Raw genomic sequence first — 23,833 nt, 5'->3', positions numbered from 1 at the left:
GTACGGCGAGATTCGGGTTGCGCGCCCACAAGTGCCTGTCCCGATGGGCTTGCGGTCCAGGTGCGCGCGAGCGGCCGTCCGGCTGCGCGGCACCTTTGGCAGGTCAGGCCAGCGGACGAGGCGGGTGGAGGGGAGGGTCCACGGCGACGCCATCCGGCATCGAATGGGCGGCAATTCCGACGAGCCGCAGGCTGAAGGGCGTCAGTGGCTGTCCAGGCGGGGCAAGCGGGACCGCGACCGTGGCTGGGCACTGGGCCGAGGCACAGCAGGCCAGATCCTGTACTTCGCCCGGGTGCCTGCCGGGTTGGCCGTGGTCGTGATGATGGGAGCCGGGCGCCGGATCCTGCGCCATGTGGCCGTGTGTGACGCAGTGGTGCGCCGCGTGCTGCTCCGGTGGCGCGGCGGCCGAGGCGTGCCGCACCGGGGCGCCCGGCAGGGCGAGCAGGGCCAGCGCGAGCAAGCCCGCAATGGCCTTCCTGAACCTGCCCATGCCCGTCGGCATCCCTGACCGCCCCGTCATCGGTGGATGGCTCCGTCCCCCAGACTACGCCGTTGCGCCCGGCTGGCTTTGACCGGCGTCAATCCGGCGCCTGCGCCGCACACGGGCGGGCGCCTGCTGGCCGCCAGCCTCCAGGTCCTCCAGAATCGGGCAGTCTGGCCGGTGGTCGCCGTGGCAGGCGTGGGCGAGGCCCTCGAGCGCCTCGCACATGGCGGTCAGCTCGGCGATCTTGGTCCGCAGCTCCGACACGTGCTCGAGGGCGATGCGCTTCACGTCGCCGCTCGAGCGCGCCCGGTCCTGCCACAGGCTGACCAGCAGCCGGATGCGCTCGATCGGCATGCCGAGGTCGCGCGCCCGCCGGATGAACCGCAGCGTGTTCACGTCGGCGGCCGTGTAGACCCGATAGCCCGCCTCTGTCCGGCCCGCCTTCGGCATCAGCCCGATGTCCTCGTAGTAGCGGATCATCTTGGCCGAGACGCCCGACGTCGCCGAGGCTTGCCCGATGTTCATGCTGGCCTCCGTCGCCCACCGCGTGGGGTGGGCCTGACCAAAGATGGGGCTTCCCATCGTGGGAAGGTCAAGGCCCGTGGCGCGGCCACGTCCAGGGCCCCGGCGGAGGCTCGTGCTTCCGGGTTGGGCCGAAACCGCGCCGGACCGGAGTCCGGCGCGGGATCTCCCTACTCTCCCGCCAGCGGCACCGGGCCCAGGGGCAGCGTTCCAGTCGGCGAAGGCCGGATGGCGTCGGCCACCGGCCCGGCCGCCGACCGCGGCAGACCCCAGCCCTTCACCAGGCCGTAGATCGCCGGGATGACCAGCAGCGTCAGCAGGGTCGAGGAAACCATCCCGCCCACCATGGGAACCGCGATGCGCCGCATCACCTCGGAGCCCGTGCCGTCGCTCCAGAGAATCGGCAGCAGCCCGGCCATGATGGCGACCACGGTCATCATCTTCGGCCGGACGCGGTCCACCGCGCCCACCATGATGGCCTCGCGCAGGTCGGCCCGGGTGAGGGCGAGGCCCTGGGCGGCGCGCCGCTCGCGGATCTCCCGCAGGGCGTGGTCGAGGTAGATGAGCATGACCACGCCGGTCTCGGCCGCCACCCCGGCGAGGGCGATGAAGCCAACCGCGACCGCGACCGACATGTTGAAGCCCATCCACCACACTAGCCAGACGCCACCGACCATGGCGAAGGGCAGCGAGAGCATGACGATGAGCGTCTCGGCGACGGAGCGGAAGTTGAGGTAGAGCAGCAGGAAGATCAGCAGCACCGTGACCGGGACGACGATGCGCAGCCGCGCCTCGGCCCGCTCCAGGTACTCGAACTGCCCACTCCAGGCCACGTAGTAGCCGGGCGGGAAGGCCACCTCGGCCGCCACCGCCCGCCGCGCCTCGTCGACATAGCCGCGCAGGTCGCGGCCGCGCAGGTCCACGTAGACGTAGCCCGCGAGCTGGCCGTTCTCGGTGCGGATCGCCGTCGCGCCGCGGCTGAGGCCGATCTGCGCCACCTCGCCGAGCGGCACCATGCCGCCGCCGGGCAGCGGCACCTGCACCTCGGCGGCGATCGCCTGCGGGTCGCCGCGCAGCTCGCGGGGGTAGCGGAGGTTCACCGCGTAGCGCTCGCGCTCCTCGACGGTCGTGGTCACCGTCTCGCCGCCGAGCGCCGAGGACACCACCGCTTGCACGTCGCCGACCGCCAGCCCGTAGCGGGCCAGCGCGGCGCGGTCCGGCACGATGTCGAGGTAGTAGCCGCCGATGATGCGCTCGGCGTAGGCGCTCGTGGTGCCCGGCACATTGCGCACCACGGCCTCCACCTGGCGGGCCAGCCGCTCGATCTCATTGATGTCCGGGCCGAACACCTTGATGCCGACCGGGGTGCGGATGCCGGTCGAGAGCATGTCGATCCGCGCCCGGATGGGCATGGTCCAGGCGTTGCTCACGCCCGGTATCTGCAGGGCCCGGTCCATCTCGGCGACGAGGCTCTCGGTGGTGACGCCCGGCCGCCACTCGGCGCGGGGCTTCAGCTGGATGACCGTCTCGAACATCTCGATCGGCGCCGGGTCGGTCGCGCTGTTCGCCCGCCCCGCCTTGCCGTAAGCCGAGGCGACCTCGGGGAAGGAGCGGATGATGCGGTTCTGCACCTGCATCAGCTCCGCCGCCTTGGTCACCGACAGTCCCGGCAGGGTGGTCGGCATGTAGAGCAGCGTGCCCTCGTTCAGGGTCGGCATGAATTCGCCGCCGATCTGCCGCGCGGGCCAGATGGTGGCGGCCAGCACCGCCACGGCAACCAGGATGGTCAGCACCCGGGCGCGCAGCACCAACCTGATGAAGGGGCGGTAGAGCCAGACCAGCAGGCGGTTCACCGGGTTGCGGTGCTCCGGCAGGATCCGGCCGCGCACGCAGAGCACCATCAGGGCCGGGACCAGCGTGACCGAGAGCAGGGCCGCCGCCGCCATGGCGAAGCTCTTGGTGTAGGCGAGCGGGTGGAACATCCGCCCTTCCTGCGCCTCCAGGGCGAAGATCGGCAGGAAGGAGACGGTGATGACGAGCAGGCTGAAGAACAGCGCCGGGCCCACCTCCGTCGCCGCCTCGACCAGCACCTCCAGCCGCGGCCTGCCGGGCGCCGCGCGCTCCAGGTGCTTGTGGGCGCTCTCGATCATCACGATGGCGGCGTCCACCATGGCGCCGACCGCGATGGCGATGCCGCCCAGGCTCATGATGTTCGAGCCGATGCCGAGCGCCTTCATGGCGACGAAGGCCATCAGCACGCCCACCGGCAGCATCAGGATGGCGACCAGCGCGCTCCGGAGGTGCAGCAGGAAGACGATGGTCACCAGGGCGACCACCAGGCTCTCCTCGATCAGCGTGTGCTTCAAGGTCGCGATGGCGTCCAGGATGAGCCCGGAGCGGTCGTAGACCGGCTGGACCTCCACCCCCTGCGGCAGGCTGGGCAGGAGCTCGGCCAGCCGCTCCTTGGCGTTGCGGATGACGTCCAGGGCGTTGGCGCCGTAGCGCTGCAGGACGACGCCGCTGGCCACCTCGCCCTGGCCGTCCAGCTCGGTGATGCCGCGCCGCTCGTCCGGGCCGACCTCCACCCGCGCCACGTCCGCCAGGGTCACCGGGGTGCCGCCCGCCTCGGCCCGCAGCACGACGCTCTCGATGTCCTCCACGCCGCGCAGGTAGCCGCGGCCGCGGACCATGTACTCGAACTCGGACATCTCGACGGTCCGGCCGCCGACGTCCTGGTTGCTGGTGCGGATCGCCTCGCGCACCCGGTCGAGGGGCACGTCGAGGGCGCGCAGCCGGAGCGGGTCGACCACCACCGTGTACTGCTTGACGAAGCCGCCGACCGCGGCGACCTCGGCGACGCCCTGGGCGCGGGCCAGGCCGTAGCGCAGCCGCCAGTCCTGCAGCGAGCGCTGTTCGGCCAAGGTCAGATCCTTGGCCAGCAGCGCGTACTGGAACACCCAGCCGACACCAGTCGCGTCCGGCCCGAGCGTCGGGGTGGCCCCCGTGGGCAGGCTGCGGGACGCGTTGTTCAGGTACTCGAGGACGCGGCTCCGCGCCCAGTAGATGTCGGTGCCGTCCTCGAAGATGACGTAGACGTAGGAGGCGCCGAAGAAGGAGAAGGCGCGCACCACCTTGGCCCTGGGCACCGTCAGCATGGCCGAGGCCAGCGGGTAGGTGACCTGGTCCTCGACCACCTGCGGCGCCTGCCCGGCGAACTCGGTGTAGACGATGACCTGGGTGTCCGAGAGGTCGGGCAGCGCGTCGAGCGGCGTGTTGCGCACCGCCCAGAGGCCCGCGGCGACGGTGAAGGCGGTCGCCAGGAGCACCAGGAAGAGGTTGCGCGCCGACCAGGCGATGAGGCGGGCGATCATTGGCGCTCCTCCCCGGCAGGGGTGGCTGCGGCCAGGCCCCGCAGGGCGGCGCGCAGGTTGCTCTCGGCGTCGATCAGGAAGTTCGCGGCCACGACCACCCGGTCGCCCTCGGCGAGGCCCTCGCGCACCTCGACGAGGCCGCCGCCGCGCCGCCCGGTGCGGACCTCGCGCGGCTCGTAGCGGCCCTCGCCGCGCTCGACGAGCACCACGCGACGGGTGCCGCTGTCGATGACCGCGCCATCGGGCACGGCGATGGCCGCGCCGCCGCCGGTGGCGACCTCGACCTCCGCGTACATGCCGGGCAGCAGCACACCGTCGGAATTCGGCAGCTCGATCCGCACCCGGGCGGTACGGGTGCTGGCGTTGAGCTGCGGGTAGATCAGGGCGACTCGTCCCTGGAAGGCCCGGTCCGGCAGCCCGCGCGGGCGCACCTCGACCGTCTGGCCCGGGGCGACGGAGCCGACGTCGCGCTCGGGGATCTCGGCCAGCACCCAGACCACCGAGAGGTCGGCGAGGCGGAACAGGGTGTCGCCCGGCGCCGCCCGCATGCCGTCCACGGCGCCGCGCTCCAGGACCACGCCGTCCCGCGGCGCGGGCCAGACGAAGCTCTGCGGGATCCGCCGGTTCCGGTCGATCTCGGCCAGCACCTCGGGCGGCACGCCGAGGTTCTCCAGCCGCCGCCGGGCGCCCTCCGGCGTGGCCGAGGTCGCGCCGGACGGGGTGTTCAGCATGGCGACGTACTGCGCCCCGGCAGCGACGACATCCGCCGAGAAGACCCGCATCAACGGCTGTCCCTTGCGGACCCGGTCGCCGGTGGTGACTGGCTCAACCCGCTCGACGAAGGCCTCGGTCCGCAGCGCGACGACCGACACCCGCCGCTCGTCGAGCTGGATGCTGCCCGGGGCGCGTACGGGGCGGACCACCTGGCGCCGGGCGACCGGCTCGGTCCGCACGCCCGAGGTCTGCAGGCGGCCGGGCGCGACCCGGACCATTCCGTCGTCCGCGGCCTCGCCCTCGTAGACGGGGACGTAGTCCATCCCCATCGAGTCCTTCCTTGGCACCGGCGAGGTGTCCGGCAGGCCCATCGGGTTCCGGTAGTAGAGGATGCGGCGCGGGCCGCTGGCTGGGGGCCGCTCCTCCGCCGGATGCGCCTGATGAGTGCCACGGCCGCCCGCGGGCATGGCAGCGGCCGGATGCTCGGATCCACCCTCCACCCCCGCGTGTGCCCCGTTGTGGTCATGGCCTTGGTGTTCGGACGCCAGGGCGGGGCGGGGGGACAGGTCCGTCCAGCCAGCGCGGTGGGCAGCGTAGCCGCCGAGCCCAAGCGCGGCGGCCGGGACCAGGGCCGCCAAAAGGATGCCGCGTCGCATCGTCAGCCTCCCGTCAAACCGTGAGGGAGGCGGGACCGGGCGGTGCCGTCCCGGAGTTCGTTGTTTCTCTCGTCTGCCGCCATGGCCGCGCGCGTCTGAGCCGCCTCGGCCAGCCTCATCCACCTGGACATCGTCCCGAATCCTTGTCAGTCGCCTGCACGCGCGGCCGCCCGGGCATTCGCCCGGCGCCCGCGAGACGGGGGGCGGCCGCGGGATGCGCGACCGGCCTGGATTCAGACCTTCGGTGGCTGGAGCGGCGGCGCCACGCCGATCCCGGCGAGCCGGACGTCAGGCGCGGCCGAGGGCACGACCGGCGGGGCGAGCCGCATCGGTTGCGGTGCGTCCAGGCCCGGCATGGGCGCCGGGCACCTGGCGAAGCAGGCCGAGGCGCATGAGGCCCCCATGGGGCGGTCGGGCGCCTTGCCATCCTGGTCGCATGGTGCGGCTGGTGTGGCGCCATGGCCTGCCATAGACGCCGCAGCGGCCATTGTCTGGTCGCACGGCTCTCCCGCCGCCGCCGGAGCGGTTCCCGAGAGGAGCAGCGCGATTGTCGCCAGGATCGCCACAACGCGCCGGAAGGAGAGGGCGCCCATATTTTCTTTTAGCACGTCCGCGACGGGGGCAGTTTGATCGGGATCAACAAGCGGCCACGACGCCGGTCCGCGGCGCTCGGCGCGCCGCTTCGGCCTCGGCGGCGCGGCTGAGGGCTCGCCGCCCTGCGATGCGCGAGGCCGCCACCCCGGCGAAGGGAGAACCCCCTGGCCCCCGGGTCAGATGGGCGACTTCGCCATGTCGCGGCAGCTCTCGACGCAGTCCCGGCAGACCCGCGCGCAGCGCTTCATCTGCTCGTCGGCCGTGAATGCCTCGCAGTCCTTGGCGCAGGTCTCGCAGAGCTCCGCGCAGGCGTTGCACACGACCGAGTGCCGCGACGAGCGCCGGAGCAGGGAGTTGGCGGTGAGCTGGCACATCTCCGCGCAGTCCTGCAACAGGGCGATGTGGCCAGGCGCTATGTGCCCGCTGGTCTGCTCGGTGCAGTAGCGCGCCGTTTCGAGGCACATGGCGTGGGACCTGACGCAGACGAGCACGCAGTCGCCGACCGACATTGCGCCGTGCCTAGTCCCCGGCATCTGGTGCGCGGGGGCGCCGGTGCCCTGGGCAAGGGCAGGCAAAGGAAGGATGCCCGCCGCGGCCAGGGCGGCAGGCAGGTGGCGGCGTTGCAGCATGTCCTTGTCCTCCCATCGGGTCTGGCAAGCTCTGGTCGAAGGGCGTTCATGTTCGTGATCCGGCCCTGGCCTCGGCGCCGGTCGCGCCCGCACCCGTCCGCGTCAGGCGCACCGTCACGGTCAGGCCGCCGCCCGGCCGGTTGGCGAGGGATACCGTGCCGCCGTGGGCCACGATCACCTGCCGGGCGATGGTGAGACCCAGCCCCGAGCCGCCGGTGCCGCGGTTGCGGGACGCCTCGAGGCGGTGGAACGGCTCGAACACGGCCTCCAGCTCGGAGGCCGGGATGCCGGGCCCGTCGTCCTCGATCCGGACCGTCGCGGCACCCGACAGGTCGGAGAGCGTGACGCGCGCGCCGCCGCCGTACTTGACCGCGTTGTCGATGAGGTTGGCGAAGGCGCGCTTCACCGCCAGCGGCCGGAGGAGAAGCGGCGCCCGGTCCGGCCCGGCGTAGGTCACGGCGGCGCCCCGGTCGGCCGCGTCGTCGCAGAGCGTGCGCAGGGTGGCAGCGAGGTCGGCCCGCCGCGGCGCCTCGCTCTCGGTCTTGCCCCGCAGATAGGCGAGCGTCGCCTCCACCATCGCCTCCATCTCGTCGAGGTCGGCGTCGATCGCCCGCTGCGCCTCCGCGTCCTCCAGGAACCCGGCCCGCAGCCGCAGGCGCTGGATCGGGGTGCGAAGGTCGTGGCTGACCGCCGCGAGCGCCTGGGTGCGGTCGGCAACCAAGCGGTGGATGCGCGCCTGCATGGCGTTGAAGGCGTGCGCGGCCTCGCGCACCTCCTGCGGACCATTCTCCGGGATCGGCACCGGGGCCGCGCCCCTGCCGAAGTCCTCTGCCGCCTTGGCGAGCCGCCGCAGCGGATTATTGATCCAGCGCACCACCAGGGTGGAGACCAGGACGATGCCGAGCGCCATCGCGCTGAGCGAGGAAACGGACGCGTGGCTCGGGACATACGCCAGGTCCTGCACCGGGGTCTCGAAGGTGACCCAGGTGCCATCCGCGAGGCGTATCCCGCCCCGGACGCGCGGGACGTTGCCCGCCGAGATCGGGACGAGGCCGAGACGCAGTTCGGCCAGCTCCGGCAGCCGTCGCTGCAGCCGGGCGCGGAGCGGGCCCAGGGCCGCCTCGTCCAGCCGGTCCGGTGGCGGCGAGCTGGCCCAGGCGACGTTGAAGCCCGGCGTGGAGAGGCCGAGCGCGGCCGCCTCGCGTACCTCGGCGGGCAAGGCGTCGAGGACGCGGGCGGCCATCGCGGCGTGCTCCGCCGTGTGGACCTCGCGCGCCTCCTCCAGGGCGCTCTCCACGCCGCGCTCCAGCAGCCACACGCTGCCGAGATGGAAGACCAGGAGCCCGGCGAGCAGCGTCAGAACGGTCCTGCCCGCCAGGCTCGCTGGCGAGAGCCAGTCCATGGCGCGCCTCACGGGACGCGCTCCACCCTGGGCAGGAAGGTGTAGCCCGCGCCGCGGACCGTCTTGATCATCGCCGTCCCGCCCTCCTCGCCCTCGAGCTTGCGCCGCAGCCTGCTCACCAGCACGTCCACACTGCGGTCATTCGGGTCTGCCAGGCGGCCGCGCGACAGCTCCAGGATCTGGTCGCGCGCCAGCACGCGCTGCGGGTGCTCCAGGAAGGCGAGGAGCAGGTCGAACTCGGCCCCCGAGAGGTCGATGACCGCGCCGCCGGGCGAGAGCAGCTCGCGCCGCGCGGTGTCGAGGGTCCAGTCTTCGAAGCGGAGGAGGCGCCCGGCGCCTCCTTCGGGGCCGCTGGCCGGTGGGTGGGCGCGGCGCAGGACGGCGCGGATGCGGGCCAGCAGCTCCTGCCGTCCGAAGGGCTTGGGCAGGTAGTCGTCCGCCCCGAGGTCGAGGCCGAGGACGCGGTCGGCCTCGGCGCCCTTCGCGGTCACCATCACGACCGGCAGGGAGGCCTGCTCGGCGCGGAGGGCGCGGAGGAGCTCCAGGCCGGACTGCCCGGGCAGCATGACGTCGAGGAGGACCAGGTCGACCGCCGAGTTCCGCAGCGTCTCCCACATCTCCCCGCCGTCGCGGGCGCCGGTGGCGCGGAAGCCGTTCTCGCGCAGCAGCCTGGCGATGAGGTGGCGCACCGGCGCGTCGTCCTCGACGACGAGGACGTGCATCTCCGGGTCGAGGCCCCGTCGGCCTGGCGGCTCCGGGGGCGGCCCGCTCCTGCTGGCCGCGCCCGTCACGGCCCGTGCCGGGCTGCGTCGCCCGGCATCAGTCCGGGAGCCTCTCGCCCGGGTAGCCCGCGTCGCGCAGGGCGCGGGCGAGACGGTCCGCGTCCGCCGCGCCCGTCACCGTGACCTCGCGGCGCTGCAGGTCCACCTGGACCTCGGCCCCCGGCTCGGCGCCCCGCAGGGCGGCAGTCACTCTCCGAGCGCACCCACCGCAGCTCATGCCTGCAATCCTGAACACGACCATGCCGACCTCCATCCGGCCGCCCAGATGGGGCTTGCCACCATCGGAGGGTCAAGGTCGGCATCGAGGCGTGGCCGGTTCAGACATGTTTTGTCGCATTTCGAACGGCGAACCCGGTGCCGGAACCGCGTTCGGAGGGCCGGAGCACGACGCTGGAGAGGGGAGGGACACGATGCTCTCTCGGAGCCATCCGCGAGCAGGTGACCTGCCCGGCGGGCCGCAGCCTCTGGGGCACATGCTGGCCGCGTTCACATCCGTGCCCGCCCTGGGCCTTGGCCTTCTGGCCGCAGCGGTCCTCATCCCCGGGCGCATCCCTTCGGCCCAGGGGACGATGGGCGACGTGCACTCGCGTGTCGGCCGCCGGGACGCAGTCCAGGGCGGTCGGCATCGGCAGCCGACGCAGGCGGAGATCGAGGAGCGTCTCCGGCACCTGCGCATGCGGTCGGAGGAGCGCGCCGGGGACGCCGCGCGGCCGCCGGGGGCTCCAGCGGCCGGGGACGCGACCCGCGCGGGCCCTGGTGGGACGGTCACGCCGCCGCGTGGAGAGGATCGGCGCTGAAGCTGGTCAGGCCTGGTTCGCAAGCGCCCCTGTGTTGACCGCCGCTGAGCCGGAGCCAGCCTCGGCTGGCCTACCTTGTCGCATGGCCCCATGTCTGCTGCCACGGGCAGCGCAGGCGGCAGCCCTGGCGGAAGACCTGGCCGCTGCGCCGACTGCCCGGCACGGCGGCCGTGGTCGCGTCAGTGGGCGTGGCCGGTTCCCCTGGCGCCGGGGTGGGTGAACTCGGCCCCCGAGGTGCCGCCGCCGGTCACGTTCACGGACGGGGTTCCGCCGCCCGCGCCGCGGCTTCCGCCCATGCGGCTGTGGTCCATCTCGTAGCCACCGCCCGGCTGGGTCAGGGTCGGCGAGCCCGCGCTGGGACCTTGGCTGCCGCCCATGCGCCTGTGATCCATTTCATACCCGGCGCCTGACTGGGTCAGGGTCGGCGCGCCGCCCGCGCGCGGCTGGGGCGACGGGGCGCAGGCGTTCAGCGCACCGACAACGACCCCGATAACCGCCCACTTAATGATGCGTCCATGTGAGGACATCTGTTCTTCTCCGTGTGAAGCCGGATCGGGGTGGAGCTCCCGGGAATGGGAACGCCCCCGACACCGGGAGGAAACGACCGGACGAGAAGCCTGGCCGGGTCAGCCACCCAACGTTGCTGGGTGCCACTATTTGTGCGCCCTGGCAAGAATATGCGCCTTGGCACGACTACTGGAACTGGAACCGGGACCGGCGCCCGCTCCGCTAGGCAAAGATGTACCAGGAGCCGTAGTCGTTGATGCCTTCGACGAACTGGGGCGTGTCGAACATGAAGTCGCTCTGCCGCAGGTCGGTCTTGGCCACCCCGACGAGCAGGATCGAGCCGTCGTCCTTGCCGTCGTTGTTGACGTCCCACGCAACCCGGGCGCCCTGCTTGGTGTCCTTGACCGTGACGTCGCTCGCGTCGATGTCCATGAACGCGATGTGGTCGAAGAGGCCCTGCGCCAGGCCCTTGGCGCGGAAGTCGAGCACGACGTCGTTGCCGCTGTCGGGCGAGACCATGAAGGCGTCCGAGCCCGTGCCGCCCACATAGGTGTCGTTGCCGCGGCCGCCCTCCAGCATGCCGTGACCGGGACCTTCGTCGAGCCAGTCGTTGCCGTCGCCGCCCATCAGCTCATCGTTCTCGGTGCCGCCGTGCAGGGTGTCGTCACCCGGGCCGCCCTCGAGCATGTCAGGGCCGTCGCCGCCCAGAAGCCAATCCTTGCCCTCGCCACCGTCGAGGATGTCGTCGCCGCCCTTGCCGACCAGATGGTCGTTGCCGCCGCGACCGAAGATCTGGTCCCAGGCGTCGCTGCCGCGCAGCCACTCGCCCTTGTCGGTCCCGATGATGGCCGCGTACTTGTCGAAGGCGAGCGTGCTGGCGTGCTCGCCCTTGTCCGGGACCAGGCTGTTATCCGCCTTGGGCAGGGCGCCGGTGATCTCTGGGCCGTCCTCGCTCGGAGTCGGACGCTCCGGGGTCGGCCCCTTGGGCGCGTGGGCGCCCGGCGGCAGGTCGGGCTGGTTGAAGAACATGAAGTCGTCCTGCGCCAGGTCGGACTTCTTCACGCCCTCGAGCAGCACCGAGCCGCTGCCCCAGCCAATCTTCACCCCATCGCTCGTGTCGGCGAACGAGAGGTCCTCCCAGCGGATGTCCTGGAGGGCGAGGTGGTCGCCGACACCCGGACCCGCGGTGAAGTCCTTCACGAGGTCGTCGCCCGAGCCGGGGCGCACGATGAAGGCGTCGGGACCCGTGCCGCCCACGAGGGTGTCATCGCCCTCCTCGCCATCCATGCTGCTGTGGCCGGGCCCCTCATCGAGGTAGTCGTCGCCCGGCCCGCCCATCAGGCCATCCGCGCCCGCGGCGCCGTAGAGGGTGTCGTTGCCCTCCTCGCCGTGCAGGTGGTCCATCCCCTCGCCGCCCGAGAGCAGGTCCGGCCCCTTGCCACCGATCAGGACATCGCCCTCGGGGCCGCCGCCGAGCTGGTCCCCACCGTCCAGGCCCCAGTAGTGGTCGGCGGCGTCGGTGCCGCCGAAGGCGTCCTTGCCCGGCCCGCCAATGGCCAGTCGGTGGTCCGGCTCGCCCGTGATGGTGAGGGAAACCTGCCCGACCTCGATGGGCTTGTCCGCCGGTTGGGTCTTCCAGTGGCCATTGGTCTTGTTCGTCATGCCGTGCTCCCCTGCCTGGTACTGGCGCCGCGCGGGAACGCCCGGTGGCCCGGCCGCGCGGCGGGAGGTGAACACGACGCGTCCGGCGCGGGTTGAGGCCGGTTCCATGACGTAGTGTGTCAATCTCCGCTACCCGGAATGAGTTGGCCGCGGCACGGCGGGCATCTCGGGGCCGGGGCAAACATGACGAAGTATGTCTCGGGAGCCTTCGTGCGTTGTCGCCGGTGGCCAGGAAGGTCACCTTCTGCGGCAAAGGTCGGGACGGGCCTTGGGCAGCTGCGCTGGCGCCGAGGCCGGAGGTGGTGGGATGACGAGAACATTCGGTTTCGAGACCACGCTACGGCGGCTGTCGCTGGCTGGGGCCATGCTGGTGACCCTGGCGGCACCCGCGCTGGCGCAGCACCATGACCTGACGCTCGAGGAGCGGGTGGTCAACATCAACGGCACCGACCGCCCGGCGGTGACCGTCAACGGCCAGTTCCCCGGCCCGCTGATCCGCCTGCGCGAGGGCGAGGAGGCGGTGATCCGGGTGACGAACCGGATGGACAGGGAAAGCAGCATCCACTGGCACGGGCTGATCCTGCCCGCGGCGATGGACGGCGCGCCCGGCTTCAGCCCCGGCTTCTCGCGCGGCGTCGGCCCCGGAGAGACCTTCGAGTACCGCTTCCCTGTGCGGCAGTCCGGCACCTACTGGTACCACGCCCACAACCTCGACCACGAGCAGCGCGGCCTCTACGCCCCCATCGTCATCGACCCGCGCGAGCCGGAGCCCTTCCGCTACGACCGCGACCACGTCGTGCAGCTCTCGGAGTGGACCGACGAGCGGCCCGCGCGGGCGCTGCAGAACCTCAAGCGCGACCCCGGCTACTACAACTGGAACCGCCGCACCCTGGTGGACCTGATCCGCGACCTGGGCCGCGCGCCGGACGCCGAGGCGCGCCGGGCCATCGTCCGCGATCGGCTCGACTGGGCCGAGATGCGGATGGACCCGACCGACATCGCCGACATCACCGGCGCGACCTACCGCTACCTGGTCAACGGCCTCCGGCCGGAGACGCCCGCGACCCTGCTGTTCCGGCCGGGCGAGCGGGTGCGGTTGCGGCTCATCAACTCGGGGGCCATGACCTACTTCGACGTGCGCATCCCCGGGCTGAAGATGACCGTCGTGCAGGCGGACGGGAACAATGTCCGCCCCGTGGTCGTGGACGAGTTGCGCATCGCGGTCGCCGAGACCTACGACGTCATTGTCGAGCCACGCGAGGCCCGGCAGTACCAGATCCTGGCCGAGACCATGGACCGCACCGGCTGGGCGAGGGCCCGGCTGGCGCCGCGCATGGATGTCCCGGTCGAATCCTTGCCGCCGCACCGCCCGCGCCCGGTCTTGACCATGGCGGACATGTACATGACGCCCGGGCCAACGGGCCTCGACCGCGGTACGCCGCGTCCCGAGCATGACCAGCCCGGGCATGTCTGGCCGTCTTCCGGGATGTCGCATGGCGCGCACGCCATGCCAGCGGGGGAGACCGCATCGGCGGGTGGCCATGCCGAGCATCTCGCCGCCCAGTCCGCTGGGCACCCTGGCCACCGGGGCGCGCCGGACAACCCACATGTCGGCCACACGCCGGTGCCTCGTCCAACCGCGGCGGACCATGCAGGGCCGGGTCACGGCGCGGCGGACGCGCACGGCGCCGCCTCCCCGGCCATGGGCGACCCAATTCGCCACGACACCGGGGCGCCGCCCGGCGCGCGCGTGCTGTCCTACCGCGACCTGCGCCCGCTGCGCGCCGACCCGGAGTGGCGCCCATACGACCGCATCATCGAGGTGCGCCTGACCGGCAACATGGAGCGCTACATCTGGTCGATGAACGGCAACGAGTTCTGGCGCGCCCAGCCCATCGTCGCCCGGCTCGGCGAGCGGCTGCGCATCCGCTTCATCAACGAGACCATGATGAACCACCCGATGCACCTGCACGGCATGTGGATGGTGCCGGACCTCGGCAACGGCGCCTTCAACCCGCGCAAGCACGTGGTGAACATCAAGCCCGGCACGTCGCTCGACGTGGACGTCATCGTAGACGCCGAGGGCGACTGGGCCTTCCATTGCCACCTGCTCTACCACATGGAGAGCGGCATGATGCGGGTCTTCCGCGTCGTGCGGGACGGGGCCCCGGTCGCCTCGGCGCCGCGGCCCGCGGCGCAGCCTGTGACCGCCGCGCATGTGCACTGAGCGCGGAGGGCTGCACAGGCGATGACAACGACCCTCATTCGGCTGCTCCTCCTCGTGGGTGGGGCACTCGCTCTGGCCTTCCTTTCGCTGGCCTCGGCACAGACCACATCCCATGCAGGCCAGGTGCACGGGCCGCGAAATGGCGTTAGGAGTGGGGCTGTCGGCCCGGCCGGTCTCGATCTGACGCCGCAGGAGGCAGCATGAACTCCAAGCTAATGACGGGCGCCGCGGCGGGGCTGCTCGCCGCTGCGCTGTCCTCTACCGCGGCCTGGGCGCAGGTGGGCGGCGGCCACGCCGGTCACGGCGCGACCGCGACGACCACGGCGGACCCCCATCCCGCCCCGGGTGGAGGGTTTCTGGCGCCCGAGACGCATGGCATCGACGCAAAGCACCCGCCGCTCTACTTCGGCGCCGTCCTGTTCGAGCAGAACGAGATCCGCAGCACCGGCCGCGGCAACCCGCTCTACGCCTGGGAGGGCCTCGGCTACTACGGTACGGACTACCACCGCCTCTGGATCAACGCGCGGGGCGAGACGAACCGCGAGCGCGGCGGCCTGGAGAGGGCCGAGGTGCAGGCGCTCTATTCCCGCCTGCTCGGCTACTACTGGGACATCCAGGCGGGCGTGCGGCACGACTTCCGTATCGATCCGTCCGCCGGGACTCCGCCGCGCACCTACGGCGTGATCTCGCTGCAGGGCCTAGCGCCGGGCTTCTTCGAGGTGAAGCTGCAGGGTTTCGTCGGCGGCGAGGGCGTGTTCCTTGCCCGGGTCGAGGCATCCTACGACCTGCTCATCACCAACCGGCTCGTCCTGCAGCCCGAGTTCGAGATGAACTTCTCCACCGGCTGGGACCGGGAGGCGCTGATAGCGCCGGGCCTCTACCGGACTGAGGTGGGGATCAGGCTGCGCTACGAGATCACCCGCGAGTTCGCGCCCTACATCGGCTACTCCTTCGAGAGCTTCAACGGCGGCGCCACCGGCCTGAACCGGCGTCTGGGCGAGAAACCTTCGCAGTCGACCGTGGTGGCGGGCATCCGTCTCTTCTTCTGATCCTCCGAGCGCGGTGGCGCGCCGGGTTTGCCCCGACGCGCCTGTGCCGCCCAGTTGTGCCGCTGTCCACCGCGCCGCTGATGCGGCGGATGCCGCCGCTGGCCAGGCAGATGGGCCATCGCGTCCTCCAGGCGTTGCGAGGCGGCGCCACGACCGTGCGCCCCTGGACAGTGTCGAAGGTAGACGGCGCAGACGGCGCGCGTGGGCCCAATGGCCTGCGGCACACAGCTTGACGCCTGGCGCCCGCCGGTCCTGCCGAGCGTCCGATCCGCGCGGCCGAGCGGGCGTGACAAAGCTTTGCCGGGATGCGGTGCGCCGTTGCCGCTGCCGCCCCGAGCGGCCATCAATATGGGAGCGGCGCACGGGTTTCGGGTGCGCGGCCAAGTGGAGATCCTCAAGATGGGCAGGAAGTTTGCCGGACTCGTCGCGGCGGCCAGCGTCGCCATCCTGTTCGGTGCGCAGCCCGGTCTCGCGCAGCCCACGCTGTCGCCGCATGGCGGCGGGAATGTCGAGATGGACCACAGCCGCATGGGCGGTCAGGGCCAGCGCCGGACCGGACCGGCTCCCACGCTGACGCCCCAGGGCGGGAGCGGCAACGCCGAGATGGACCACCGCCGCATGGGCGGCGGCAACCTCGGCAGCCCGTCCGGCGGCACGATCGTCGGCAACTCCGGCGAAGGCGGACCGGAGGTGCGGCATGGTCACGAGAACGGCATGCCGTCCCGCGGCTAGAACCGCCCACGGGGCGTCGGCGCCCCCGAGACGCCTTTCCGTGGGCGCCGCGTTCGAGGCGGACGCCCACGCTGATGGATGGAGGACACATGATGCGGACGCGGACAAGCCTCCTTCTCGCCGCGGCGGGCGGTCTGCTGGCGGCCTGCGCCGGAGCCTCGGGGGTCACGGAGCGGGCCTCGGTGCCTGCCCACGCCATCGGCGAGGGCCTGGGGAGGAGCCCCCAGACCACCGCCGCAGCACCCGCCACCGCGTCGGGGCACGACCACCACACCCAGGGGGACCGGCCGCACGTCCATTGATGGTTCCCGGGTCAGTTCGTCGCGTTCGCACCGTGGCCGCGCTCCTGCTGCCGCCCCTCCTGGGCGCCTGCGTGCGGGCGCCCGACCTGCGCGATCGCCCGCCCGCCGCGGTGGTCGAGACCAGAGGCAATGCGACGCGCCTCGCATCCTGCCTGGCCGACGCCTATGCGGATGACCCCTTCCGGCTGGAAGTGGTTTCCGGAGGGCAGGGCACCCGCATCACGGCCTTGGGATGCCTGCGGGCTTGGCCCCCTGGCGACGCAGGCCCCGCTTCGAGATCGAGGTGAGCCAGGCGGGACCGGAGACGGCACGCGTCGTGCTGCGCACCGTCCCGACGCTGCTCGGCCCGGAGGCGGAGGTCGTCAGGCTGCGGCGCCGCGTCACCGCCTGCGCCGGTGCGACGTCAGGGCCAACATTTCGAAGTATTGCTGGCACACCCCGGACGGGCCCCCGCGCCTTGCCCGGCGCGTCGGGTCGACCCCATTGGATAACTTGAGCCGCGCCGTCCGGCGCGGCGGCCCGCAGACACAAACCCGAGGTTCGACATGACTGGTTTACGTCCCCGGAGGCGTGCCCTCGTCGCCGCGTCCGCCGTCGCCCTGAGCCTCGCCGCCACCGGCCCCGCGCTGGCGCACTCCGACCTCCACCATTCCGAGCCTGCCGACGGCGCGGTGATCCGGGGCACCCCGCCCGCCGTCGTCCTGATGTTCCAGATGCCGATGCGGGTGATGACCCTGCGGCTGCTGGATGAGGCCGGACGCGAGAAGAAGCTGGCCCGCGAGGGCGAGCGGGGCGCCACGGTGCAGGAGGTGCGCGCCACCGTGCAGGACAGGCTGATGCCGGGCGCCTACCGCATCGAGTGGCGTGGTGCCTCGCCCGACGGTCACGTCGGCGGCGGCACCGTAAGCTTCCGGGTCGAGACCGCCGCGCGGTGATCCTCGCCCTGCTCCGGACGGGGGAGGTCGGCTGGGGCGGCGTCGCGGTGGTGCTGCGCGCCGCCTACTACACAGGCAGCCTCGGCGGCGCGGGCCTCGCCTTCTTCGCGCTGCTGTTCGGCACGCGGCGGGAGGTGGACCCCCGTCGGCTGGGCCGCTGGGCGGCGGGCGCCGCCCTGCTGGGGATCGCCGCCGGGCTCGGTGTCCTGACGGCGCAGGTGGCGGAGCTCACGGGCGGGGAGGCCCTCGGCGATCGCGAGGCCTGGGACGTGGTGCTCGGATCGCGCGCTGGCGCGTCCTACGGCCTCGGCGGGATCGGCCTGCTGCTCGTGGCGGCGCTCGCCCTGGGGTCGCGCTGGGCTGCCGTCGCGGCGACCGGGGGCGTCGTGGCCTGCGCCAGCTACGCGCTGCTCGGCCACACCACCGAGCTCGCCCCGCGGCCGCTGCTGGCCGCGCTGCTGCTGGTCCACCTGGTGGTGGCGGCCTACTGGATCGGCAGCCTGCCGCCGCTCGCCTGGGCGGCGCGCCGGGACGGCCCGGGGGCGGCCCGCCTGGTCGAGGACTGGGCCCGCATCGCCGCAGGCGCCGTGCCGGTGCTGGTGGCGGCGGGCCTGCTGCTCGCCTGGTGGATCCTGGGCGGCATCGGTGAACTCCTCGGCTCCTGGTACGGCTGGGCTCTCCTGACCAAGCTGTCCCTGGTCGCGGTGTTGCTGGGTTTCGCGGCGTGGCACCGCTTCCGGCTGACCCCCGCGCTGGCGTCCCGCGCTCCGGAGGGCGGAGTACGGCTGGCGCGTTCCGTAACGGCCGAGGCGGTCGTGGCCCTGCTGGTGCTCTGGGCAGCCGCCGAGATGGTCTCGACCTCGCCGGGCGGCATGCCGGGGGTGCGCTGAACCTGACTGCGGGGAGGTCCGCCATCCAGTCCCTCGGCCGCGGAACACACCCAGAATGCGGTGGCATCCGAATGCCACCGTCACAGGATGCGAAATGCGGAAGATCGGCCTCCCGGGTCATGCGCCGACAGCGGAGGGGCAGGGTTTCGGTGGCGCAGGACTCCCCGTTTCGCCGCAGGGACGCCGAACTGGGAATGACAAAACGGACGGAGAAGGTGATGGTCGCCACTCAGAAAGCTACCACGGACACCGCTCTGCGCCGCCGCGTGCTGTTCGGCGCGGTCATCAGCCTGGCGTCCACCAGCGTGCCGCACGAGGCAGGCGCCGTACATCCCGAAGGCACATTCCGCCGCGCGGGAAACCTGGTGGTGTACCTCGGTGTGGTCCCGGCCGCCGTCGTGCGCGGGCACCCGCCGGAGCACGCGGGAAAGGGCATGCACGGCGGCGCGCCGGAGGGCCGCTACGTGCACCACCTGCTCGTCGCGGTATTCGAGGAGACGACCGGCGCACGCGTCACGGACGCCGCGGTGGCGGCCACCATTCGCGGCCGTCGGCACAGCCCCGAGACCCGCATCGCGCTTGAGCCGATGGCGCTCGACGGGACCACGATCTATGGCGGCTTCGCAACGCTGCCGCCGCGCGACTACTACCGCCTCACGGTCGAGGTGCGGCGTCCCGGTGCCACGGCGGTGCGTGCCACCTTCCCGCATCGGCATTTCCAGCCATGAAGAGGCACCGGCTGCGAAGGTACACATAGGTCAACGAAAGCGAGCCCGGCGCCGCCGGACCGGGCCGCGGGGAGGAGAAAGCGATGGCCAAACCTGCCGTCCACATGCTGTGCACCATGGCGCTCGCCGCCGCTTTGGCCGGTTGCGCCGCGGCGCCGAAATCCGAAAACTACCGCTTTGAACTCCTGAGCCAGCAGGTGCCCCCGAGCCAGAATGCTGAAGTTCGGGTCCGCCTGCTGCATCTGCCAGACAACCGCCCGGTGTCCGGGGCCGTCGTCTACGAGCACCAGTCCGAGATGATGCACCGGCCCGACACGCAAGCGCGAGAATATGGCTCGTCCCCAGCGCGTGCATCCCCGGGGCTTGGCGCACCGCCCCCGATCGTGTTTCCGGCCCGGATGGGCGAGGGGCCCAATCCCCCTCCCACCCCGGCGGCGGACGAGGGCAACGGCGTTTACCGCGTCCACGCTGTCCTGCCGATGAGCGGTGTTTGGACCCTGACGCTGGTCGCGCGGGTGCCGGGCGAGGCGGCACCAGTGCGCAGCGAACTGCAGGTCAGGGTTCAGTAGGCGCTACTCACCGCAGAGCTGCAGCAGCTGCGAACTCTCCCGGAAGGCAAGTGCCTTCTGGAATCCGTCTCGGCCGGGAGTGATGGCCAGGAACTCCGTCCCGTCACCCGCTCCGAATGACGCGTAGGCGCCCCGGCGGCATCGGGGCGCCTTCCAGTGCCCGCGAGCCCCCGCTCCGTCCCGGCGCGACGGGCGCGACTTCGACCGGCTCCCGTCAGTTGGCACGCGCTGGAGTTTCGGGACCGTGCTGGACCGTCGGCCCCCCGGTCGCCCCGGTGCCACCGGTGATTTGCCCACCATATGGTGACCCGGCGCTGCCGACCCCGGTTCCACCGTGGATGACCTCGGGGGATCCACCACCCGTCGGCGCCAGTCGAGCGGTCCCTACCCTAGTGCCGGGGCCGGATGCCGGATGGTGGACTTCTGGCCCACCGCCAGGTGCGTTCATGAGGTGGGTCGGTGCCTGGCCGGAGGCGTGGCCTGGCGCGGTACTGTGGTCCATGGAACCCTGGTCCGTTGCTGTGCAGGCGGTCAGCGCCGCCGCTGCGGCGGCGATCGCGATGCACTTGTACATTCGGTTCATCGTCGTCCTCCGTCTCTCGCTAGGCCACGTGAACGGATTCCATGAAGTTGGATCCGGACCGCATTCTCGGGCGCGTCGTGGGCATCAGCGCCATTGCGCTCTGACGGTCTTCAACTGGCCCGAGACCATCCAAGGCATGCCCTGAACTACCGACCCGCTCCCCAATCGAAGCGGAAGCGCCCGGCCGCTCGGGTGCTCCCTCGGTTCGTTGGAAGACGCGCTGCCGTACCAGCGACATCCATGGCTCGGGATCTAGCGGGCCAGCGTTCCGCCCGCCAAATGTCCATGCCGCACTTCGGGTCCGCCCTCGCCCGTGCCGCCGGTGACCGCCCCCCCGGCGGAGGAGCCGAGGCCACCTCGGCCGCCACCCTGGTGGACGATCGTCGGACCTCCCTCGCCCGCTCCGCCCACCCAGGCGCCACTCGCCGCGATGCCCGTGCCGGGAGTCGGCAGCGGACGATGGACTTCGGGCCCGCCGCCTGGCGAGTTCTCCAGGTGCGCAGGAGCCCGGCCGAAGACCTCGCCCGGCGCGGTGCCATGGCTCGCCAGGTTCGGGGTCGCCGCGGAGCAGGCTGCGAGCGCCGAAGCGGTGGCGGCGGTAATGACGAGATGTCTGAGCATCGACTTCCCTTCCTCACCATCGGGACATCGGGAGCCTGACGCAGCCGGGCCGCGCGCCACCTGGTCCGCCAGGAGCGGCTGGAGCCACACCGGCGAGCGCGAGCGGGACTTGGCACCTTGGCATCGGGCTACGCCTCCAGTCCTGCTGCCTTGGAGCAGCCGACGTTGTCGCCCGCGTCGTCCATGTGCCGCCACGTAGCGGTCCGTCGCGCGAGAGAGGTCGGCACTGCACGCGCCGCGAACAATGACCGTGGAAGCCAGCAACACTATGTAATCCGACGCGACCTGCGGGGCTCGGAATCGCCCAGGTCACCATCAATGTGCAGGAGTGTCACGACCCTGCCTGCGTGCGCCCGGTTCCGCAGTCAGGACGCCCGTTCAGCGCCGCTGGGCCGCTGCCCCAAGCGCCTCCTGCCTCGCGCGGATCTCCGCAGGCCAGGTGCTCTTGATGAAGAACAGGACGACGCGGATCTCGTCGTCGCCGAGCACGTCGCCGAAGGCGGGCATGTCAGTCTCGTAGCCGGGCACGAGGCCAGCGGGACCGCGCTTGGCCAGCTCGACGAGCTGCGCGTCCGAGTGGTGCCAGGTGTGGCCGGAGGCGTCGTGCGGGGGGGCTGGCAGGCGCCCGTCCGCCCGGCGCTGGCGCCAGTTCGGCTGTCCCTCCAGCTCCGCGCCGTGGCAGGAGGCGCAGTGCTGCACGTACAGCTGCCGACCGCGCGTCAAGGCCGCCGCGTCACCTCCCCTGCCAGCCCGGTTCTGGCCGTCTCCGGTCGTCAGCAGCACCGCCACCCCAAGGCCGGTCACCAATGCCAGCACCGCCACGGCAAGGAGCGTCCGACGACCAAGCCCGCTCACCGGCCGGAAACCCTCCCGTTGGCTCCGCTGTGGGGTTGTGCCGTGAGCCTCAGCGCCATGTCGCTCTCCTTGCCGAGGGCGACCCCGACAAGGCGCCGCCAGCACCGCTGGTAGGTCCCGTGCGACGGGTGATCAACACCGCAGGCCCCCGAGCGGGCCGCCAATTCGTGACAAACTGTTTCCCCGCGCGGAGCTTGCGCCGCGTCAAACCAGACCTCGACCACCTGGCCCACTGTCGAACATCACCACGCGTGGAGGAGCATGGCCATGGACGGCACGGTGACGACAGCGAAGGTTTCAGCGGGGAGGTCAGAGGCCGCCGCGTGTGGGCGCGACCAGCAGAAGCGTGACCGCGCTGTCCGGGATGTGGCGCCCGTAGCCTCTGTCGGAGTGGCTGGCGCCCCATCGCCTGGTCCGCTGTCGCCCTGGGCCGACCTGCTCGACTACCAGCGCGACGTCTGGGAGCGGTCGATCCTCTTCTGGGACACGCTGCGCCAGCGCGCAGACGACACGCTGGAGCACGAGCGCCAGGGCCTGCCGCCGCTGCTCGACTTCCGCTCGGAGACGGTGCTGGACGCCCGCACCTTTCCCCACCCCGCGAACTACGCCCTGCTCCGCATCCTCGGCCCCGCCGATGGGGCCCGGGTGCTCGCTCCCGATCCGGCGAAGCCGCCGGTCATCGTCGTCGACCCGCGCGCCGGGCACGGCCCTGGCATCGGCGGCTTCAAGCAGGAGTCCGAGGTCGGCATGGCGCTCAGGGAGGGCCATCCGGTCTACTTCGTCGTCTTCTTCCCCGAGCCCTGCCGGGGGCAGACGCTGGCTGACGTGCACCATGCCCTGCGCCGCTTCATCGAGACGGTGGCCGAGCGGCACCCGGGCAAGCCGCCCGTGCTCTACGGCAATTGCCAGGCTGGCTGGGCCGTCGCGCTGCTCTCGGCCGACTGCTGCGGCCTGGTCGGGGCCGCCGTGCTGAACGGCTCCCCGCTCTCCTACTGGGGAGGCGAGTCCGGCGTGAACCCGATGCGCCTCGCGGGCGGCCTGCTCGGTGGCGCCTGGCTCGCCGAGCTCGCGGCCGACCTGGGCGACGGGCGCTTCGACGGCGCCTGGCTCGCCGCCAATTTCGAGAACTTGAAGCCGGAGCGGGCCATCTGGGAGAAGTACGCGCGGCTGTTCGCCGAGGTGGACACCGAGCGGGAGCGCTTCCTGCGGTTCGAGCGCTGGTGGGGCGGCTTCTACTCCCTCGGCCGCGAGGAGATCGCCGCGATCGTCGAGAACCTCTTCATCGGCAACCAGGTCGAGCAGGGGGTGTTCCGCATCTGCGGGGGCTGCGTCGCCGACCTCCGGCGCATCCGCAACCCGCTGGTGGTCTTTGCCTCGGAGGGCGACGACATCACGCCGCCGCACCAGGCGCTGGGATGGATTCCGGCGGTCTACGACAGCACCGAGGCGCTGAAGGCGGCCGGGCAGCGCATAGTCTACCTCATCAACCCGCATGTCGGGCATCTCGGTATCTTCGTCTCGGCCGCCGTGGCGCGGCGCGAGCACCGGGCGATCCTCGCCAGCCTCGCCGAGATCGAGGCGCTGCCGCCCGGCCTCTACGAGATGAAGATTGGTGGCAGCTCTCCGGGCGAGCCGCATCGGGCAGCGGGAGAGGCGGCCGTCCGGTTCGAGCCGCGGGCCGTCGAGGATCTGCGCTTCGCGCCGCCGCCGCGCGAGGCCTTCGAGCGCGTCGGCGCCGTCTCCGAGACCGGCCTCGCCCTCTACCGCGCCTTCCTGAAGCCCTGGGTCCAGGCGACGACCAATCCCTGGACGGCGTCGCTGCTGCGTTGGCTGCACCCGATGCGGACCAGCCGATACATGCTGTCCGCGGACTTCCTGCCCTGGATGCGCCTGGCGGCGGGGATGGCCGAGCAGGTCGGGGCGAACCGGCATCAGGCCCACCCCGAGAACATGTTCGTGGCGCAGGAGAAAGCCTTCGCGGACGCAGTGTCGCGGGCGGCCGGAGCGGCGCGGGCGATGCGCGACGCCGCAGCGGAGCGTGGCTTCGCCGCGCTGTACGCCGCACCGCCGTGGGTCGCCCGGGCCGCGTCCGGTGGGTACAATGGCCTGCCGGAAGGCGGACCGGCAGGCGGCGTGGCCGCGGAATGACGCGTCCGCTCCGGAGTTGGTCGTACTCCGGAGGGCCGGGGTGCGCCGGGCGTCGGAACTGGTCCAGGGCGCCG

The 23,833-nt window shown here is 72.1% G+C and carries 18 protein-coding genes; 9 read left to right on the top strand and 9 right to left on the bottom strand.

The window, feature by feature from the left end; genetic code table 11:
• Window positions 1–163: 163 nt before the first annotated feature.
• Window positions 164–508 carry a hypothetical protein gene (locus LHA35_RS22430; RefSeq protein WP_226612231.1) on the top strand — a complete coding sequence of 115 codons (345 nt, stop codon included), beginning with the start codon at window positions 164–166 and terminating at the stop codon, window positions 506–508.
• Window positions 509–544: 36 nt separating this feature from the next.
• Here LHA35_RS22430 and cueR read toward each other — a convergent pair whose 3' ends face one another.
• The 8 genes from cueR to LHA35_RS22390 all read right to left on the bottom strand — a co-directional run bounded on the left by cueR (window position 545) and on the right by LHA35_RS22390 (window position 12,120).
• The gene (gene cueR, locus LHA35_RS22425; RefSeq protein WP_226612229.1) at window positions 545–1,009 is read right to left on the bottom strand and encodes a Cu(I)-responsive transcriptional regulator; all 465 of its coding nucleotides are present in this window, start codon (window positions 1,007–1,009) and stop codon (window positions 545–547) included.
• A gap of 167 nt (window positions 1,010–1,176) precedes the next feature.
• Window positions 1,177–4,377 carry an efflux RND transporter permease subunit gene (locus tag LHA35_RS22420; RefSeq protein WP_274708195.1) on the bottom strand — a complete coding sequence of 1,067 codons (3,201 nt, stop codon included), beginning with the start codon at window positions 4,375–4,377 and terminating at the stop codon, window positions 1,177–1,179.
• Entirely contained in the window at window positions 4,374–5,558 is a 1,185-nt protein-coding gene (locus LHA35_RS22415) for an efflux RND transporter periplasmic adaptor subunit (protein WP_226612227.1), read from the bottom strand. The genes LHA35_RS22420 and LHA35_RS22415 overlap by 4 nt, the downstream gene beginning before the upstream one ends.
• A gap of 959 nt (window positions 5,559–6,517) precedes the next feature.
• Window positions 6,518–6,970: a four-helix bundle copper-binding protein gene (locus tag LHA35_RS22410; RefSeq protein ID WP_226612226.1), complete on the bottom strand. Its 453-nt coding sequence runs from the start codon at window positions 6,968–6,970 to the stop codon at window positions 6,518–6,520.
• Between the two features lie 46 nt (window positions 6,971–7,016).
• Complete coding sequence (locus LHA35_RS22405; RefSeq protein WP_226612224.1) at window positions 7,017–8,384, bottom strand: ATP-binding protein; 1,368 nt, start codon at window positions 8,382–8,384, stop codon at window positions 7,017–7,019.
• Window positions 8,381–9,094 carry a response regulator transcription factor gene (locus LHA35_RS22400; RefSeq protein ID WP_226612222.1) on the bottom strand — a complete coding sequence of 238 codons (714 nt, stop codon included), beginning with the start codon at window positions 9,092–9,094 and terminating at the stop codon, window positions 8,381–8,383. The genes LHA35_RS22405 and LHA35_RS22400 overlap by 4 nt, the downstream gene beginning before the upstream one ends.
• Before the next feature lie 97 nt (window positions 9,095–9,191).
• A complete protein-coding gene (locus LHA35_RS22395) occupies window positions 9,192–9,395 on the bottom strand; it encodes a heavy-metal-associated domain-containing protein (protein WP_226612276.1) in 204 nt (67 codons plus the stop codon).
• 1,285 nt (window positions 9,396–10,680) lie between these two features.
• Window positions 10,681–12,120: a calcium-binding protein gene (locus LHA35_RS22390; RefSeq protein ID WP_226612220.1), complete on the bottom strand. Its 1,440-nt coding sequence runs from the start codon at window positions 12,118–12,120 to the stop codon at window positions 10,681–10,683.
• A gap of 307 nt (window positions 12,121–12,427) precedes the next feature.
• On the opposite strand from LHA35_RS22390, the gene LHA35_RS22385 reads away from it, so the two are divergent.
• The 7 genes from LHA35_RS22385 to LHA35_RS22355 all read left to right on the top strand — a co-directional run bounded on the left by LHA35_RS22385 (window position 12,428) and on the right by LHA35_RS22355 (window position 19,552).
• On the top strand, window positions 12,428–14,347 hold the full coding sequence (locus LHA35_RS22385; protein ID WP_226612218.1) for a copper resistance system multicopper oxidase: 1,920 nt from the start codon (window positions 12,428–12,430) through the stop codon (window positions 14,345–14,347).
• Window positions 14,348–14,547: 200 nt separating this feature from the next.
• Window positions 14,548–15,396, top strand: coding sequence for a copper resistance protein B (locus LHA35_RS22380; protein ID WP_226612216.1), 849 nt, complete (start codon window positions 14,548–14,550; stop codon window positions 15,394–15,396).
• Between the two features lie 318 nt (window positions 15,397–15,714).
• Window positions 15,715–16,128, top strand: coding sequence for a hypothetical protein (locus LHA35_RS22375; RefSeq protein WP_226612214.1), 414 nt, complete (start codon window positions 15,715–15,717; stop codon window positions 16,126–16,128).
• Window positions 16,129–16,975: 847 nt separating this feature from the next.
• Window positions 16,976–17,365 (top strand): copper resistance CopC family protein, encoded by a 390-nt coding sequence (locus tag LHA35_RS22370; protein ID WP_226612212.1) that lies wholly within the window; start codon window positions 16,976–16,978, stop codon window positions 17,363–17,365.
• Entirely contained in the window at window positions 17,362–18,255 is an 894-nt protein-coding gene (locus LHA35_RS22365) for a copper resistance D family protein (RefSeq protein ID WP_226612210.1), read from the top strand. The genes LHA35_RS22370 and LHA35_RS22365 overlap by 4 nt, the downstream gene beginning before the upstream one ends.
• Before the next feature lie 218 nt (window positions 18,256–18,473).
• On the top strand, window positions 18,474–18,983 hold the full coding sequence (locus LHA35_RS22360; RefSeq protein ID WP_226612209.1) for a hypothetical protein: 510 nt from the start codon (window positions 18,474–18,476) through the stop codon (window positions 18,981–18,983).
• Between the two features lie 83 nt (window positions 18,984–19,066).
• Window positions 19,067–19,552 carry a FixH family protein gene (locus LHA35_RS22355; RefSeq protein WP_226612207.1) on the top strand — a complete coding sequence of 162 codons (486 nt, stop codon included), beginning with the start codon at window positions 19,067–19,069 and terminating at the stop codon, window positions 19,550–19,552.
• 1,582 nt (window positions 19,553–21,134) lie between these two features.
• Here LHA35_RS22355 and LHA35_RS22350 read toward each other — a convergent pair.
• Window positions 21,135–21,578, bottom strand: coding sequence for a c-type cytochrome (locus tag LHA35_RS22350; protein WP_226612205.1), 444 nt, complete (start codon window positions 21,576–21,578; stop codon window positions 21,135–21,137).
• Between the two features lie 423 nt (window positions 21,579–22,001).
• Here LHA35_RS22350 and LHA35_RS22345 point away from each other — a divergent pair, with 423 nt between their 5' ends.
• A complete protein-coding gene (locus LHA35_RS22345; protein WP_226612203.1) occupies window positions 22,002–23,759 on the top strand; it encodes a DUF3141 domain-containing protein in 1,758 nt (585 codons plus the stop codon).
• Window positions 23,760–23,833 lie beyond the last annotated feature (74 nt).

The organism is Roseicella aerolata, assembly GCF_020523605.1.
Lineage (GTDB): Bacteria > Pseudomonadota > Alphaproteobacteria > Acetobacterales > Acetobacteraceae > Paracraurococcus > Paracraurococcus aerolatus.
The sequence above is the reverse complement of the archived record's forward strand: the minus strand, read 5'-3'. Positions and strand labels throughout refer to the sequence as shown.